The following is a 15,326-nucleotide window of genomic DNA, read 5'->3' on the forward strand; positions in this document are numbered from 1 at the left end:
GCGCGGACTACGGGGAGTGCGATGACTGCGGGGACCGCGCGGACGGAGGGGACCGGCGGAAGGCGGGGTCTCAGGCGTCGCTGGACGCGCCGGAGCGGCTGCGGGCAACGATGGACGACGCCGCGAAGTTGACGATCAGCGTCATGACGAACAGGGCGAACCCGGCTGCCATCAGCGCCGACATCCCGAACTCGCCGGCCTCGCCGTAGCGGAGGGCGATGAGCGAGGAGACGGAGCTGGTACCGGCCTGGAGCACGTGCCACTGCACGTCGAAGGTGAGCGAGATGACCATGAAGACACCGATGGTCTCGCCCAGGGCACGGCCGAGTCCGAGCATCGTGCCACCGATGATGCCGCCCTTGGCGAAGGGCAGGACGACGCTGCGGATCATGCCCCAGCGGGTCGCCCCGAGGGCGTAGGCACCCTCCCGCTCCCCGGCAGGGGCCTGCGAGAAGACCTCGCGCATGATCGAGCAGATGATCGGCGCGATCATCATCGCGACGACCAGCCCCGCGAGCATCGAGGACGAGGTGTAGACGCTCGGCGGCGAGAGCGGGTCGTCCGGGTCCGCGCCCTCGACGCCGAACACCGGTATCCAGCCGAGGTAGGTGGCGATCCACCGCGCGGTGGGCACCACCTTGTCCTGGAGGAAGAAGAAGCCGAACAGGCCGTACACGACGGACGGTACGGCGGCCATCAGGTCGACCACGCTGATGAGGGTGCGGCGCAGCCTCGGCGAGGCGTACTCCGAGATGTAGAGCGCGGACCCGAGGGCCAGCGGGAACGCGAAGGCGATGGCGATCAGGGCGATGAGGACCGTCCCGACGAGCACGGCGGCGATGCCGAAGTTCCCCGCGTCGGGCGCCCATTGGGAGGTGGTGAAGAAGGACCAGCCGGCGTCCTCCAGAGCGAGCCGGGCCCGCGCGAAGAGGAACCCGCCGACGAGCAGCATCACCAGCAGGACGAGTGTCCCGCCGGAGCGGGCGACCGTACGGAAGACCTTGTCCGGCAGGCCGGGGTCCGCGTACAGCCGCCGCGGCGCGCCGCCGGCCCGCTCGCCACCCGCCGCCGGAGCGGCGAGCGGGCCGGCGACGGGACCGGCGGACGGAGCGCCGTCAGCGCTTCCGTGGAGGACGCCGTCGTCCGTCAGGCGTCTGGATCTTTTCAGCGAAGGCACGCCCCGACGCTCGACCGATCCGGTGGACGGACACGTCCTGAGAGGTGAACGAGAGGGGCCCTGGGGGCAACATCGACATTCCCGGCATCGTTTCGCTCAAGAGCTACCCCAGAACGCCTCCTCTTCCACCTTCAACCCGGGCAGCATCGCCCGGAACCGGTCGTAGGCGGAGCGGCAGGTCGCATGCCGCTCGTACGTCCTCGGCGAGGCGGCCACCACGGTGCCCGACCGGTCCCGCAGCACCCAGACCCAGCCGCCGCCCCCCTGACGGTGCTGGATCCCCCCGGAATGGTGCGCGTACTCCGCGCACAGCCGGACGAACGCCGCCCTGCACCGCGCGTGCGAGCCGAACGACACCCCCGCCACCGCCATCGACCGGCCGTTCGACGCGACCAGCCGCCAGCCGTACCCCCCGTGCGTGTCGATGTCTATCTGACATCGCGTGCCCGTCGTACCGGCGGCCGATCTCGCCGCCTCCTTCGGCTGTTCCATGCCCCACCCCCCGCCGCCCCTTCACGGAAAAGACCGCAGGGTACGCACCTGCGTGGGCGGCAGAGGCAATCTACTGAGACGCGGGGAACCATGGAGAGGCAAAGGAGAGCCCCGAGCCCACGATTCATGACGCGGTAACCAGGCGTCCATGCTGGGGAAATCGCCCGAGACCGCCCATCCGGCGCGGGAGTGCGCCGGGGCCGGAGTGACATGGGCGGTACGCGGTGGTGCGGGTCGGAATGGGGGCGTCCGGATTGTTTTCCCGTGCCGGAGGGCGTGCCCGTCCCCTGCGCGCGTGCTGCCCGGCGCGGGAGGCGGATCGGAGCCGTACAGGAAAGTGCGCGGGGGTACGGGTACGAGGCGGGCAGGGGTACGGGTGCGAGGCGGGCGGGGGTACGGGTGCGAGGCGGGCGGGGGCTCCTGGTGCTGCCCCCGCCCGCCTCGCACGCCCCCCCCCGGGCGTCCGTCTCAGCCGTGCAGGCGTACCGGCAGTCGCTGCACGCTGTTGCCCACGAAGGAGGCGTGCCGGGGCAGTTCGGGCTCGGGCACGGCCAGGTCGAGGTCGGGGAAGCGGGTGAACAGCTGCTCCAGCGCCGCCGTGCCTTCCATCCGGGCCAGCGGAGCGCCCATGCAGTAGTGGGCGCCGTGGCCCAGCGAGAGGTGGCGGGCCTTGCTGTCACGGGTGATGTCGAAGCGCGCGGCGTCGGGGCCGTGGGCGTTGGTGTCGCGGCCGGCCGCCGAGTAACCGGCCAGCACTGGCGTCCCCTTGGGGATCACGGTGCCGTCGAGCTCCAGGTCGCGCGTCGGATAGCGGAACGGGAAGTAGCTCACCGGGCTGTCCCAGCGCAGCGTCTCCTCCACCACGTCCTCCCAGCTCGCCTCGCCCGCGAGGACCAGGGCGAGCTGGTCGCGGTGGGTGCAGAGCGCCCGCACCGCGTTGGTGATCAGGTTGAGGGTCGTCTCGTGCCCGGCGATGATCGTGAGCATCAGGGTGCCGAGCAGCTCCTGCGGGGCCAGCCGGTCACCGTTCTCCTCGCGGGCCGCGATCAGCGCGGTGGTGAGGTCGTCGCCCGGCTCCTCGGTCCGGGCGGCGGCGACCGCGCTCAGCACCTCCACCATCTCCCGGTTGGCGGCCATCGCCTCCTCCGGGCCGATGTCCGTGGCGACGATCTGGTTGGACAGCCGGTGCAGCCGGTCGTGGTGTTCGGGCCCCACGCCCAGCAGCTCGCAGATGACGCCCATCGGCAGCGGCAGCGCGAAGTGCGTCCGCAGATCGGCGACCCCGTCCCCGGCCGCCGCGGCGTCCTCCAGCCCGTCCAGCAGCGAGGCGGTCAACGCCTCGATGCGCGGCCTGAGTTCCTCCACCCGGCGCGGAGTGAACGCCTTGCTCATCAGGGACCGCAGCCGCCGGTGGTCGGCACCGTCGGCGGTCGTCATCCCCTGCACGGTGGCGAACGTCTTCAGCGGCCAGCCGTCCGCGATCTCACCCGCCTGGAGCGCCGCGAAGTGCGCCGCGTTCTTCGCGACGTCGGGGTGCTGGAGGAACTCCTTGAGCGCGTCGTGCCCCAGCACCGCCATGCCCTCCACCTCGCCGGGCAGGATCACCTCGGTGACCGCGGAGCGCCGCAGCAGCCGGGCGTTGGCCGCGTGCGGGCAGCCGCCCGCGGGGTCGAGGCGGTACGGCCCGTCGGCCGCGGAGTTCACCGGTGACGTGTTCAACAGAGCTCTCCAGATTCGGGGATGAAGGGTCGCGGGGCGGTAGGCCGTGCTCCGCGAGGCGCGGGTCCTCGCCGCGGGGCGGCGGCGCGGGGATGCCGGCGCGGGCCGCAGCGCGGGTTCGCCGGGACGGGTTCGCCGGGACGGTGCGTACCGGGCGTCGCCGGACAGGTACGGGTTCGTCAGTGGGTCCGTCAGTACGGCACGGTCGAGGACGGCCGGGGCACGGAGGCGCTCCAGGGCGCCGACCGGGCCGGCGCGAGGTCCCTCGCCGACTGCGGGGTGACCTCCCCCTGCGGCAGCTGCGGTGTGCCGAACCGCACCGGCAGCGCCCCCAGACCCTTGCTCCAAGGAGACTTGATCCATTCCAACTCCGATTCCGGCACGGCGAGTTCCAGGTCGGGCAGCCGGTGCAGGATGGTGTCCACCGCGGTCCGGGTGATCAGCCGGGCCGGGTCCTGCGCGGGGCAGGTGTGCGGTCCGGCGCCGAACGCCAGATGGGAGCGGTTGCCGACCACCGGCGCACCGTCGGCCGGCAGGATGTCCGGGTCCGCGTTGGCCGCCGCGAGGCCCAGGATCAGCATGTCGCCGGTACGGATGTCCTGTCCGCCGAACCGCATGTCGCGGGTGGCGTAGCGGGCGGGGAAGTTCTGGGTGGGCGGGAAGCGCCACAGCACCAGGTCGAGCGCGTCGTCCACGCTCAGGTGGCCGCCGGCCAGCGAGGACCGGAACGCCGGGTCGCACAGGAGGATGCGCAACGTGGTGGCGATCCAGTTCACCGTGGTCTGGTTCCCCGCGACGAACATCACGACCAGGTTGTGCAGCACCTCCTCGTCGGTGAGCTCCGCCGGGTGGTTCAGCAGCGTGGAGGTGACGTCCTCGCCCGGCTCGCGCCGCTTCTCCTTGATCAGCCCGTAGAGGATGGCACCCATCCGGCGGCTGGCGTCCGCCGAGCCGCTGGTGGCCGAGACGGTGCCCGCGACGGCCTCCACCAGCTCCCGCCCGGTGCGGTCGTCCAGCCCGAGCAGTCCGGTGATCACCCGCAGCGGCAGCGTACGGGCGTAGTCGGCGACCAGGTCAGCCTCCCCCCGCGCGGCGAACGAGGCGATCAGCCCCTCGGCGGCGGCCCGGACGCTGCGCCGCAGCTCGTGGCCGTTGATCCCGGCGAGCGCGTCCGAGACGGCCGCCCGCATCCTGCGGTGCTGCTGCCCGTCCGCGAAGAGCAGCGCGGGGCGCCACCCGACCATCGGCAGGATCGGCGAGTCGGCGGGCACCCGGCCCTCGCGCAGCAGACTCCAGTGGCGCGGATCGTGCGAGAAGTCCCCTTCGTCGCGGGTGAGCTCGAGGAGCTCGCGGTGGCCCAGCACCAGCCAGGCGTCTATGCCCGGGGCCATGGAGACGGGCGCGACCGGTCCGTGCGCGTCGCGCATCTGCTCGTACAGCAGGGGCATCCGGTCCCCGTCGAGATCCGGCCCGTACAACGGGGTCGCGGTGGACGCGGACGGGGCGGCGGGCCAGGGGCACCGGGCGGCGGACCCGGCCGGGGGGTGCGGCGTGCTCATGAAGGCTCCGTGGCGACGTGGATGAGGTGGCTGACGAGGGCGATCAGGGCCCGGATCGACGACTCCTCGTCGCGCGCGTCGCAGAGGACCAGCGGCGTCCCGGGCAGCAGATCGAGAGCGTCGCGCAGCTCGCCCGTGTCGTGCAGCGGACTGCCGGGGAAGACGTTCACGGCGACGGCGAACGGCAGATCCAGGTCCTCCAGGTTGCCGAGGGCGTCGAACGACGCGGTCAGGTCCCGGGTGTCCACCAGGGCGAGCGCCCCCAGCGCGCCCTTGGCGAGGTCCCGCCAGGCCGGCAGGAAGCGCTGCTGACCCGGCGTACCGAACAGGTAGAGCACCAGGTCGCCGTCGATGGTCAGCCGGCCGAAGTCGAGGGCGACCGTGGTGGTCGTCTTGCCGCTGTCCACGACGGTGTCGACCCGGGCGCCCGCCTGGGTCATCGCGGCCTCGGTGAAGAGCGGCTCGATCTCCGAGACGGTCCCGATGAGCGTGGTCTTGCCCACCCCGAGCGGGCCGACGACCAGGATCTTCGCCGCCCCCGCCACGCTGGACGCGACGTACTTCCCGGAGGTGGGACCGACCGGGGTTCTGCGGCCCGGCGCGGGTGCCGGACCGGCCTCGACGAAGGCTTCAGATACGGCTTTCGAGACCATCGAGGACCTTTCTGAGCATGGTCACATCGGCGCGTTCGGCCGCGGGAATGGGAGGGCGGGTCACGATCAGCCCCCACTGGACGAGATCGGCGAGCAGCACCTGCACGACCGACGGCGGCTGCCGCAGGTGCGCGGCCACTTCCGCGACCGAGATGAGCCCCTCGCAGTGCGTCAGGATGGCGAGATGCTCCGGCTGGAGGGACGACGGGAACGCCGCCTCCGTGGCCATCACCAGCGACTCCCAGGACAGCGGCTCGGCGCCGGACTCCGCACGGCCGCGGGTGATGACGTAGGGGCGTACCGCCGAGGCTCTCGGCTCCTCGGACCGGCCCGTCATGACGACGCGATGGCCTGATCCCGCGGCAGACTGCTCAGGTGCGCGCCGATCTTCGCCACGAGCAGCTGCATTTGCTGGGCCACGAGACCGACGTCCGCCTCCAGGTCGGTCGCGACACCCAGGTGGGCGCCGACCCCGGCATGGGTGAACAGGACGAACCCGTGGTCCGACTCGAGCATCAGCTGGCGCAGCCCCACACCCGAGCCGAAGAGCAGGGTCGTCGTGGAGCGGCCCGTCATGGTCATGGCCGCGCAGGCCGCCGAGAGGGACTCCGCCTCGGCGACGCTGAGACCCGACACCGGGCCCTTGAGGTTCTTCGCGGACGCGTGGCCGAGACGCAGGCCGTCCTCCGAGACGACGACCGCGTGCCGGACGCCGGGGATCTCGGTGAGCGGGCGGAGCATCCAGCCCAGGTCGGGGAGTCGAGTGATGGTTCCGGTCACGACCGGCCTCCGTGCTGCTCGTTCGGGGTACTGGGCAGAGACGGTTCGCCGTGCGGCGCCGCCTCGGGTTGATCGGTGGCCGGCCGGGCCCGCGCCTCGTCCGCGCCGAGCGCGGCGCGTCCGCGCAGGGTGCCGGAGACCACACTGGCGATCGACGCGCGGGCCGCCTCCGGCGTCCACGGTGCGGACTCGGGGGCGGACCGCGCCGGAGGCACCGAGTGCCGGGCCGCCCGCGGCGACACGGCATTCGGGGCGTCCGCGGTACGGGCCGGGCTCCGCCGGCTGCGGCGGCGCGGAAGACCCGCGGTCTGCGGGCCGCCGTCCGAGGACGGCCCGGCCGGGACGAGGCCGTCGTCCCGGTTCCCCGGCCGGGTGTGCTCCGCGTACTGCTCCGTGTACCCGGCGCTCCCGGCGTACACGTCGTGCTCGGCGTCCCCGGCCGGTCGCGGCGCATCCCGCACCGGGAGCTCCGGGGACTCCGGGTCGTTCTCGGGCCACGCGTCCGGACGCCGGTGCGCCGGGACCCGCGCCGCCGGCTCGGTGAGCAGCCGGAACGGTACGAACATGACGGCGCGGGTCCCGCCGTACGCGGACGTGCCGCTCAGCTCCACGTTGAAGCCGAGCTCGCGGCTCCACCGGCCGACACAGGCCAGACCGAGCCGGGGCACCGCACCCAGCCGGGTCAGGTCCAGATCGTCGTGGAGCTGGCCCCGGGCCTGCTCCAACACGTCCGGCGGCATGCCGAGCCCGGCGTCGTCGATCTCGACGACCGCCCCGGCACCCACCTCCCGGACACTGACGATGACTTGGGAACGCGAGGGCGAGAACACCGTCGCGTTCTCCAGGAGTTCGGCGATGGCGTGCATCAGCCCCTCCGCGGCCGGCGGTGCCGCGTACAGGGTCTGCCCGCCGTGCACCTCGATCCGCCCGAACTCCACGATCCGCGACTGCGCGCCGCGTACGCAGTCGTACAGCGAGACCGGCCGGGTCTCCCGGCGCGCGGGCCAGATGCCGCACATCACCAGGAGGGTCTGCGCCTTGCGGGTCATCTGGGAGGCCGCGTGGTCGGCCTTCATCACCTCGGCCATCAGCCGGGGATCGTCCAGGGATCGTTCCACCTGGTCCAGCACCTGCTGCTGCACCGTGGCCATCACGTGCATGGTGCGTGCCACCGACTCGAAGGCGGCCATCACCGAGTCCCGCAGCACGCGTTCGCGGTGCACCGCCTCGTCGGAGCCGAGTACGTCCACCACCAGGTCCAGCGAGCGCGCGAACTCCTCCCCGGTCTCCCGCCGTTCACGCAGCGGACCCGGCGCACCGTCCACCCGCTGCCCGGTGCGCAGCAGTTCGGCGATGGCCGGTACGCGCACCTGGGCGAGGTGCGCCGCCTCCGCGTCCCGTGCGGCGGCGAGTGCCACCGCCTCGGCGCGGCGGGCGCGCTCGGCGCTCAGCTTCCGGGTGAGCAGCACCACCGGGGCGATCAGCAGCACGGCGACCGCGACCCCACCGGCCGCCAGCACACGTCGCGCGTCGCCGGTGAGCACCAGGGCCGACACCGCGCAGCCGGCCGCGAGTACGGCGGTGGCCGGCCAGATCACGGCGGGGCGGAGCACTGTCCCGTACTCCGACCGGTCGGTCCGCTTCGCGGGGCGCCCCGTCCCGGTCGGCGGCCTCACCACGACGGCCTCGCCCCGACGGCCTTGCAGTACACAGCGCCAGCCACGAGGAATGGACCCTTCCAGGACACGTCGAACTCCCTTGCGAGATCAAAGGCATGCAGAGCCTAGACCAAACGGTCTGATTTCCAAGGGGGGTCAGGAAGACTGATCGTCAAGATCGCAACAGTTGTGGCGACTTGTCGCACAGGTACTTCCGGAATTCGAGAGGTCCCGGGGGGCGCCGCTCCTCGTGTCGCCCCTGGGCCGGTCCACCAGCGGCGATGGACCGGCCCAGGGGGGAGGGCGGGTGACAACCGGACGCGGACGGATCTCCCGGTGCGGGTATTCCCGACGGCTTCACCCGGTGTCGCCGGGAACTTCACGTACGAGACGCATTTCCGACCGGCTCTTTCCGGCCGGCCTTTCGAGGTCCTGTCCGGCCGCTCGTTCCCGGACCGGCGTGCGGGGCAGGTGCGGCCGTCACGGCCGGGGCTGCGCGTCCTTCGTCGCCGTGGACCTGGCGGCGGCCTCGATCAGGTCGAGCACGGCGCCCGGGTGGGAGACCAGGGCGGCGTGGGAGCTGTTGATCTCGACGGTACGGGCCCCGGCGCGGCGGGCCTCGAAGCGCTCCAGGTCGCTCCCGAGGGTCTTGTCCTGCCGGGCGACCAGCGCCCAGCTGGGGATGGTGCGCCAGGCCGCAGCGGTTGCCGTGGCGCCGAACGCGGCTGCCGCCACAGGGCGTTGGGCGGCGGCCAGCACGCGCGTCGTGACCGGCGGAAGATCGGCGGCGAAGACGCTGCGGAAGAGGGCGGGGTCGATGAAGAGATCGGCGCTCCGGTTGCCTTCCTCGGCGGTCCCTGTCGGGATCTGGCGCAGGGCCGGGGTCAGCTGCGACTCGGTCGAACGGGCGGCGAGCGCGCCGAGGTTCTCGTCCTTGTCGGGCATCAGCGCGGCGATGAAGACCAGCGCCTCGACCTGCGGATTCCCGGCCGCCGCCTGGCTGATCACGGCACCGCCGTACGAGTGCCCGACCAGCACGATCGGACCGTCGACGGTGGCCAGCACACTGCTCAGGTAGGCGGCGTCGGAGGCGAGGCCGCGCAACGGGTTGGCGGGGGCGAGGACGGTGTATCCCGCCCGCTGGAGCCGGGCGGAGACGGCGTTCCACCCCGAAGCGTCGGCGAACGCGCCGTGTTCGAGCACGATGGTCGGCCGGGCGGTCGCACGGTCCGCCCCGGCGGGGGCGGCGGAGGCGTGGGGCGTCAGGGTGAGGGCCAGCAGCCCCGCGACGGCGGGCAGGGCCAGCAGGTTTCGGATGCGTCGGACGTGCACGGGATCTCCCAGGTGTGTCGTGTGGTGCCGGGTCGGTGAGGGGCCCGGGGCCGGGGGGCCGGCGAATGCGGGCCCTGGGCCGGTCGGTGGTCAGTCCTTGAGGAAGGCGAGGAGGTCCCGTCCGAACTCCTCCTCGAAGCCGCCGAACAGCCCGTGCGGGGCGCCGGGGTAGACCTTGAGCGTGGCCCGGGGCAGGAGCCGAACGGACTCCTCGGCGGCAGCGCCGATCGGAACGATCTGGTCGTCGTCCCCGTGGGCCACCAGGACCGGAATGTCGATCTTCTTCAGGTCCTCGGTGAAGTCGGTCTCGGAGAACGCCTGGACGCAGTCGAGCGCTCCCTTGAGCCCGACCTGCATGCTCTGCAGCCAGAACTCCTGCCGCTTGCCCTCGGAGACGGTCGCGCCGTCGCGGTTGAAGCCGTAGAAGGGGGCGCTCAGATCCCGGTAGAAGCTCGACCGGTCGGCGGCGACCCCGGCCCGGATCGCGTCGAAGGCCTCCACGGGCAGGCCCTTGGGGTTGGTGTCCGTCCTCAGCATGAGCGGGGGCACGGCGCCGAGCAGGACCGCCTTGGAGACCCGGGAGGTTCCGTGGCGTCCGAGGTAGCGGGTGACCTCGCCGCCGCCGGTGGAATGCCCCACCAGGACCGCGTCGCGGAGGTCGAGGTGCTCGAGCAGTTCGGCGAGGTCGTCGGCGTACCGGTCCATGTGGTTGCCGTCCCAGGTCTGGGTGGAACGGCCGTGCCCCCGCCGGTCGTGCGCGACGGCGCGGTAACCGTGCGAGGCGACGAGGTGGGACTGGGTGTCCCAGGCGTCGGCGTTGAGGGGCCAGCCATGGCTGAAGACGACGGGACGGCCGTCGCCCCAATCCTTGAAGAAGATCTGGGCGCCGTCCGTGGTGGTGATCGTGGGCATCGCTGTGTTCCTTCGCGCAGGGCCGTGTGCGGGCCGGTGTGCCGGCCCGCAGATGGTTCGATACGGGATGCCGAGTGCGGGTCGGCGGGAAGTGGGTGAACGGGGGCTCGGCAAACGTGGGGAGTCACGGTCGGGGCCGGGGCCCGAGGCGGCCGGATCGGATGGACCGGACGGACGGAGCGGCCGGATCAGACGAAGCGGCCGAGGAAGGCGAGGGCGGTGTCGGCGACCTCGCGCCAGCCGCTGTCGATGATCAACGAGTGCCCGCGCCCGGGGAGTTCGGTGATCTCCGTGATGCCGGTGTTGCGCTTCTGGCGTTTGAAGGAGGCGTTGGCGATGGCCCACGGCACGGTGTGGTCCTTCTCCCCGGAGACGATGAGGAGCGGGCCCCGGTCGGGGTTCTCCGTATCGACCCGGGCTTCGGTCCAGGGGTTGAAGTTGGCGGTCGCGGCCTGGAAGAGAGGGGCGCCGGGTGCGGGGACGGCGAACGTCCGGTGCAGGTCCCGTGCCTCCTGCTCGTCCACAGCGTTGGCGAAAGCGTATCGGAACTGCTCAAAAGTGAGCGGAACGGCACGATGGATGTTTGCCGGGTTGGTCAGGACCGGTGCGGACGCACGCAACGCGGAGAACGGCAGGGGCAGGACCCCCCGGAAGGGCGCGGGATCGATGGCGACGGAGGCGCGCGCCAGGCCCCGGCCGGCCAGGATCTGGGTGAGCAGGCCGCCGAAGGAGTGCCCGACGACGGCCGGCTCGACCTCGAGCTTGCCGACGAGGGCCTGGAGGTGGTCGGCGATCCGGCCGACGGTCTTGTCGGCGAGGGCCTCGGGATGGGCGTTGGCCTCGTCGACCGTGTCCGGGTCGTCCGGCCAGGACAGGGCTACGGGGGCGTATCCGGCCGCCTCGAAGAGGGCGGCCCACCGGTCCCAGCTGCTGGAGAGCAGCCACAGACCGTGGACGAAGACGACGGGGACGCGGCCCGAGGCGTTGGCCGCGTCGATCTGTTCGATGTCATGAGCAGGAGGCATGGCCCCACGCTAGGAACCCGCGACCGTCCTGGAACCGGGCGAATGACTGCAACCGCGCGCGTGCCGACCGCACGGTGTGCTCCCCGCCCGGAACGCCCGCGGACCAGGGCGTGGCGCCCGAGCCGGTGTCCGGCGGCAGTGGAAGCCCGAGCCGGCCGGCCCGCCGCCCTCTGCACGGGGCCGTCCACCGGGTCCGTCGGCGGTGGTCGGGGGCCGAGTCGGCCGCCGCCCCACGGATGCAGTCATCCGTACGATGCGCCTCTCCGTCCGGCCCGCGCAGACTGGTGATCCGACCGCTGCCCCCGAACGGAGTGCCCATGCCGGACGCCATCTTCGGTCACCAGTACCTCGGCGAGCTGGGAGACCTCGTGCTGTTGCTCGACTTCGTCGCGGCCGACCGGCTCTCGGTGACGGTGCTGGAGGGGGAGGGCGAGAGCGGCGCGGACGGCCGGGCCGAGACGGTGCACATGACGATGACCGAAGTCAGGGCCGGGCTGTACTTCACCTTCTGGCAGGACGGGTCGGGCACCTCCGTCACGCAGCTCCAGGACTTCACCAACGGCGTGCTGCGCGCCACGCTGGCCAGAGGAGACGGGAGTTGCGCGGTCATGGCGGGAACCCTGCGGCGGATCGACGGGGACGAGCACGTCCAGACCGGTGCCTGCGACCGCAAGGAGGTCGCCGTGCGTGCCATGCGGGACCTGCTGGCCGGCGACGCCACACACCTGGAACGCGACTGGACCGAGAACTTCGTCGAACACAGCCCCGGACGGTCCGGCGGCCTCCCCGGACTGCGTACCCGGGCCGTGAGCGCGGAGGGCGCCGTCTGGGAGCCGGCCAGGATCATCGCCGAGTCGGACTTCGTGGTGACGCACGCCCGGCTCACCGTGCCCGGGCGCGAACCCGCCGCGGTGGTGGACGTCTTCCGCTTTGAAGGCAACCGGATCGCCGAGCACTGGGACGTCGTCCAGACCGAAGTGGCGGGAGACGGGGAGGCAGGCCGTCTCCCCATGGTGTGAGGGTTTCATGATCATGTCGTGATCCGTGATCCGCACACGGACCGACCCGCAGCCGATAGCCTCCAACCCGGGGGCGAGGTACAGGATGTCGACCGGGCAGGGGGTGTCGCCGGGCGTGGAGACGAACGATGCGCTACCGGTACCGCCCGGCGGAGGTCCGGGGGTGCCGGGCGGCCGGGGCGGGACCGGACCGGCCGCCGACGCCTCGCCGGTGGGCCGCGAGCGCGAACTCGCCGCCGTCGCGCGGGCCCTGGCCCCGGACTCCGCCGAAGGGCAGGCCCTCGCGCTCGTCGGGGAGCCGGGCGTCGGCAAGACCGAGCTGCTGCGGGTGGTCGCCGAGCGGGCGCGCGCGACGGGCAGCCGCGTACTGCGCAGCCGGGGGAGCGAGGGCGAGCGGGGACTCGCGTACGCCGGTCTCCACCAGCTCCTCCTCCCGGCAGCCACCTCGATCGAGCAGCTTCCCGAAGCGCAACGCGCGGCGCTGAGAGGTGCGTTCGGCCTGGCCGACACCGCGAGCTCCCCCGACCCCATGGTGCTGCGGCTCGGCGTGCTGAACCTCCTCTCCCGCCTCGCCGACAAGGGACCCCTCCTGCTGGCCGTCGACGACGTGCACTGGATGGACTCCGCGAGCCTCGACATCCTGGCGTTCCTCGCCCGCCGCCTGGAGGGCGAACCGATCGGGCTGCTCGTCGCCGGACGCGGTACCGCCCTGCCGGACCGGCTCGCACCCGCCCTGCCCACCCTGCTGGTCGGCCCGCTCACCGAGACCGACAGCGCACTGCTGCTCGCCCGCCGGCACGGAGACCTGGAGCCCGGCACCCGCCGTCGGATACTCCAGCAGGCGCACGGAAACCCGCTCGCACTCATCGAACTCCCCGGCGTCATGAACCAGGACGGCCACGCGGCCTGGGGACGGACCGCCCACCTGTCCCTCTCCCGCCGCCTGGAGGAGGTCTTCGCCGCCCAGCTCGGCACCCTGCCGGAGACGACGGCGCAGGCCCTGCTGACCGCTGCGGCGGCCGGTACCTCCGATCTGTCCGTGATCACGCAGGCGCTGCCGGAGGGCGGGCCCGACGCCTTCGAGGTGTGGCGGCCCGCCGAGTCGGCCGGGCTGGTCCATCTGCACGCGGGGCGGCTGGAGTTCCGCCACCCGCTGGTCGTCTCCGCCGTGTACGCCGGCGCTCCGTACGCCGCACGCAGACGCGCCCATCTGCGGCTGGCCTCGGCCGAGCGGGACGCCGACCGCCGGGCGGAGCACCTCTCGGCGGCCACCGTCACCCCGGACGAGGAGGTCGCCCGGCAGATCGAGACCGCGGCCGAGCGCTACCGCACGCGCGGTGCGATCGCCGAGGCCGTCGCCGGATTCGTCCGCGCTGCCCAGCTCAGCCCCCGCCCCGAGGAGCAGGGCCGCCGGCTGGGGATCGCCGCCGTGGTCTCGATGGTGGCCGGTGACGTCACCCGGGCCGAGGAGCTCGCCTCCCGCGCGAGTGCACTCAGCGACGATCCGGAAGCCCGCGCCTGGACCGCCCAACTGGGGGCCGTCGCGGCCTCGATGACCCTGCGCATGGAGCACGCCTTCCACCTGGTCCTCCCGGCCGGCCGGCTTCCCGACCCGGCCATCGCCCCCTACACGCTCACCGTCGGCGCGCACATCGCCCACCACACGGCCCGCGCCGACCTCCGCGGTGAGCTCGCCCGGCAGTTCACGGCCGGCACCTTCCCGCCCGGGACGGACCTCTACGCCACCTGGATCGCCTGGATCCTCGACCCCCACCACGCCGCCGTACGGGCCCGTGCCGCACTGCCCACCCTGACCGCCGCGCTGCGCGGCGAGCCGGCCGAGCAGCACCTCGCCGGCACCCTCGCCATGTGGCTCGACGCCACCGACGTCTCCATCGGTCTGCTGGACGCCGTAGCCCACCCCGACCGGGCCGATTCCCTCACCGTGCAGGCCGGTACGGCCGCCGCGGACCGGGCCTGGGCCCTCTACGAGGCGGGCCGGTGGAGCGAGGCACGCCACGGGGCGCGGAGCCTCGGCGAAACGCCGGGCCGGCCGCCGTCGCTGCTCTCCGTCACCGCGGCCCGTGTTCTGCTGGGCACGCTGGACGCGGCAGCCGGGAACCGGACGGCCGCGGAGGCGGCGCTGCGGCCGATCCTCGACCACGCGGAGACCGCCCACCTGCGGCTGCTGTCCGGCCGGGCCCGCTGGGCCCTCGGTCTCGCCGCGCTCGCCGACGAGGACCACGCGGCAGCCCACGCCGCCCTGCGCCCCCTCTACGAAGCGGACGGCACACCGCTCCACCCGCATCTGGGCTGCTACCTCCTGCCCGAACTCGCCCTGGCCGCCGCCCGCACCGGCCAGGCGGACGACGCCCGCGCGGTACTCGCCCGGGTGCGGGAGTCGGTGGGAGCCGCCGCCTCCCCGCGCCTCACCCAACTCCTCGCCCACGCAGCTGCGTTGCTGGCACCGTCCCATGAGGCCGAGGGTCATTTCGCCACCGCGCTCGCTGTACCGGAGGGCCCGGCGTGGCCCTTCGAGCGGGCGCTGACCCAGCTCGACTACGGCCAGTGGCTGCGTCGCCGCCGGCGAGTGGCCGACGCCCGCGTGCAGTTGGCCACAGCCCTGGACGCCCTCGAACGGCTCGGCGCCCGGCCGTTCGCCGGCCGCGCCGAGTCCGAACTGCGCGCCGCGGGAGTCGCCGTTCGGCCGCCGAGCGGGGACCGGCTCGCGGAGTTCTCGCCCCGCACCCGGCAAGTCCTGCGCCTGGCCGCCGAAGGGCTGACCAACCCGCAGATAGCGGAGCGGCTCTACCTGTCGCCGCGCACGGTCGCGTCGCACCTCTACCGCAGCTTCCCCAAGCTCGGCATCACCCACCGCTCCCAACTGCGCGACGCGGTGCCGCCGGCGTAGGAGCCGGAGGCTCGGTTCCGCCCTTCCCCGCACGGACGGATGGCGCGATCCGGCGCACGCAGACGTCTTGTCACTGAGTGACACGCGGA

General features: G+C 73.1%; 13 protein-coding genes. 2 read left to right on the plus strand and 11 right to left on the minus strand.

Features of this window, described 5'->3' with window-relative positions; translation table 11 throughout:
* Positions 1-70 precede the first annotated feature (70 nt).
* The 11 genes from pstC to ACWCSV_RS09010 all read right to left on the minus strand — a co-directional run bounded on the left by pstC (position 71) and on the right by ACWCSV_RS09010 (position 11,307).
* Positions 71-1,177, minus strand: coding sequence for a phosphate ABC transporter permease subunit PstC (gene pstC / locus ACWCSV_RS08960; RefSeq protein WP_451139994.1), 1,107 nt, complete (start codon positions 1,175-1,177; stop codon positions 71-73).
* A 96-nt stretch (positions 1,178-1,273) separates the two neighbouring features.
* Entirely contained in the window at positions 1,274-1,669 is a 396-nt protein-coding gene (locus tag ACWCSV_RS08965; RefSeq protein WP_451139996.1) for a hypothetical protein, read from the minus strand.
* Between the two features lie 468 nt (positions 1,670-2,137).
* The gene (locus tag ACWCSV_RS08970; RefSeq protein ID WP_451139998.1) at positions 2,138-3,388 is read right to left on the minus strand and encodes a cytochrome P450 family protein; all 1,251 of its coding nucleotides are present in this window, start codon (positions 3,386-3,388) and stop codon (positions 2,138-2,140) included.
* Positions 3,389-3,579: 191 nt separating this feature from the next.
* Positions 3,580-4,947 carry a cytochrome P450 gene (locus ACWCSV_RS08975; RefSeq protein ID WP_451140000.1) on the minus strand — a complete coding sequence of 456 codons (1,368 nt, stop codon included), beginning with the start codon at positions 4,945-4,947 and terminating at the stop codon, positions 3,580-3,582.
* Positions 4,944-5,492, minus strand: a complete 549-nt coding sequence (locus tag ACWCSV_RS08980; RefSeq protein WP_451140211.1) for a GTP-binding protein — start codon at positions 5,490-5,492, stop codon at positions 4,944-4,946. Before ACWCSV_RS08980 ends, ACWCSV_RS08975 begins: the two co-directional genes overlap by 4 nt.
* Positions 5,493-5,577: 85 nt before the next feature.
* Positions 5,578-5,937, minus strand: coding sequence for a DUF742 domain-containing protein (locus tag ACWCSV_RS08985; RefSeq protein ID WP_451140002.1), 360 nt, complete (start codon positions 5,935-5,937; stop codon positions 5,578-5,580).
* A complete protein-coding gene (locus ACWCSV_RS08990) occupies positions 5,934-6,380 on the minus strand; it encodes a roadblock/LC7 domain-containing protein (RefSeq protein ID WP_327178488.1) in 447 nt (148 codons plus the stop codon). The genes ACWCSV_RS08985 and ACWCSV_RS08990 overlap by 4 nt, the downstream gene beginning before the upstream one ends.
* Positions 6,377-7,978 (minus strand): ATP-binding protein, encoded by a 1,602-nt coding sequence (locus ACWCSV_RS08995; protein ID WP_451140004.1) that lies wholly within the window; start codon positions 7,976-7,978, stop codon positions 6,377-6,379. The genes ACWCSV_RS08990 and ACWCSV_RS08995 overlap by 4 nt, the downstream gene beginning before the upstream one ends.
* 540 nt (positions 7,979-8,518) lie before the next feature.
* The gene (locus tag ACWCSV_RS09000) at positions 8,519-9,370 is read right to left on the minus strand and encodes an alpha/beta fold hydrolase (protein ID WP_451140006.1); all 852 of its coding nucleotides are present in this window, start codon (positions 9,368-9,370) and stop codon (positions 8,519-8,521) included.
* A 90-nt stretch (positions 9,371-9,460) separates the two neighbouring features.
* Positions 9,461-10,282: an alpha/beta fold hydrolase gene (locus ACWCSV_RS09005; RefSeq protein WP_451140008.1), complete on the minus strand. Its 822-nt coding sequence runs from the start codon at positions 10,280-10,282 to the stop codon at positions 9,461-9,463.
* Between the two features lie 188 nt (positions 10,283-10,470).
* Positions 10,471-11,307 (minus strand): alpha/beta hydrolase, encoded by an 837-nt coding sequence (locus tag ACWCSV_RS09010; protein ID WP_451140010.1) that lies wholly within the window; start codon positions 11,305-11,307, stop codon positions 10,471-10,473.
* 317 nt (positions 11,308-11,624) lie between these two features.
* Here ACWCSV_RS09010 and ACWCSV_RS09015 point away from each other — a divergent pair, with 317 nt between their 5' ends.
* The gene (locus tag ACWCSV_RS09015; protein WP_451140012.1) at positions 11,625-12,326 is read left to right on the plus strand and encodes a nuclear transport factor 2 family protein; all 702 of its coding nucleotides are present in this window, start codon (positions 11,625-11,627) and stop codon (positions 12,324-12,326) included.
* A 115-nt stretch (positions 12,327-12,441) separates the two neighbouring features.
* Positions 12,442-15,237, plus strand: a complete 2,796-nt coding sequence (locus ACWCSV_RS09020) for an ATP-binding protein (protein WP_451140014.1) — start codon at positions 12,442-12,444, stop codon at positions 15,235-15,237.
* The last annotated feature ends 89 nt before the right edge of the window (positions 15,238-15,326 follow it).

The organism is Streptomyces sp. NPDC001770 (genome assembly GCF_053596135.1).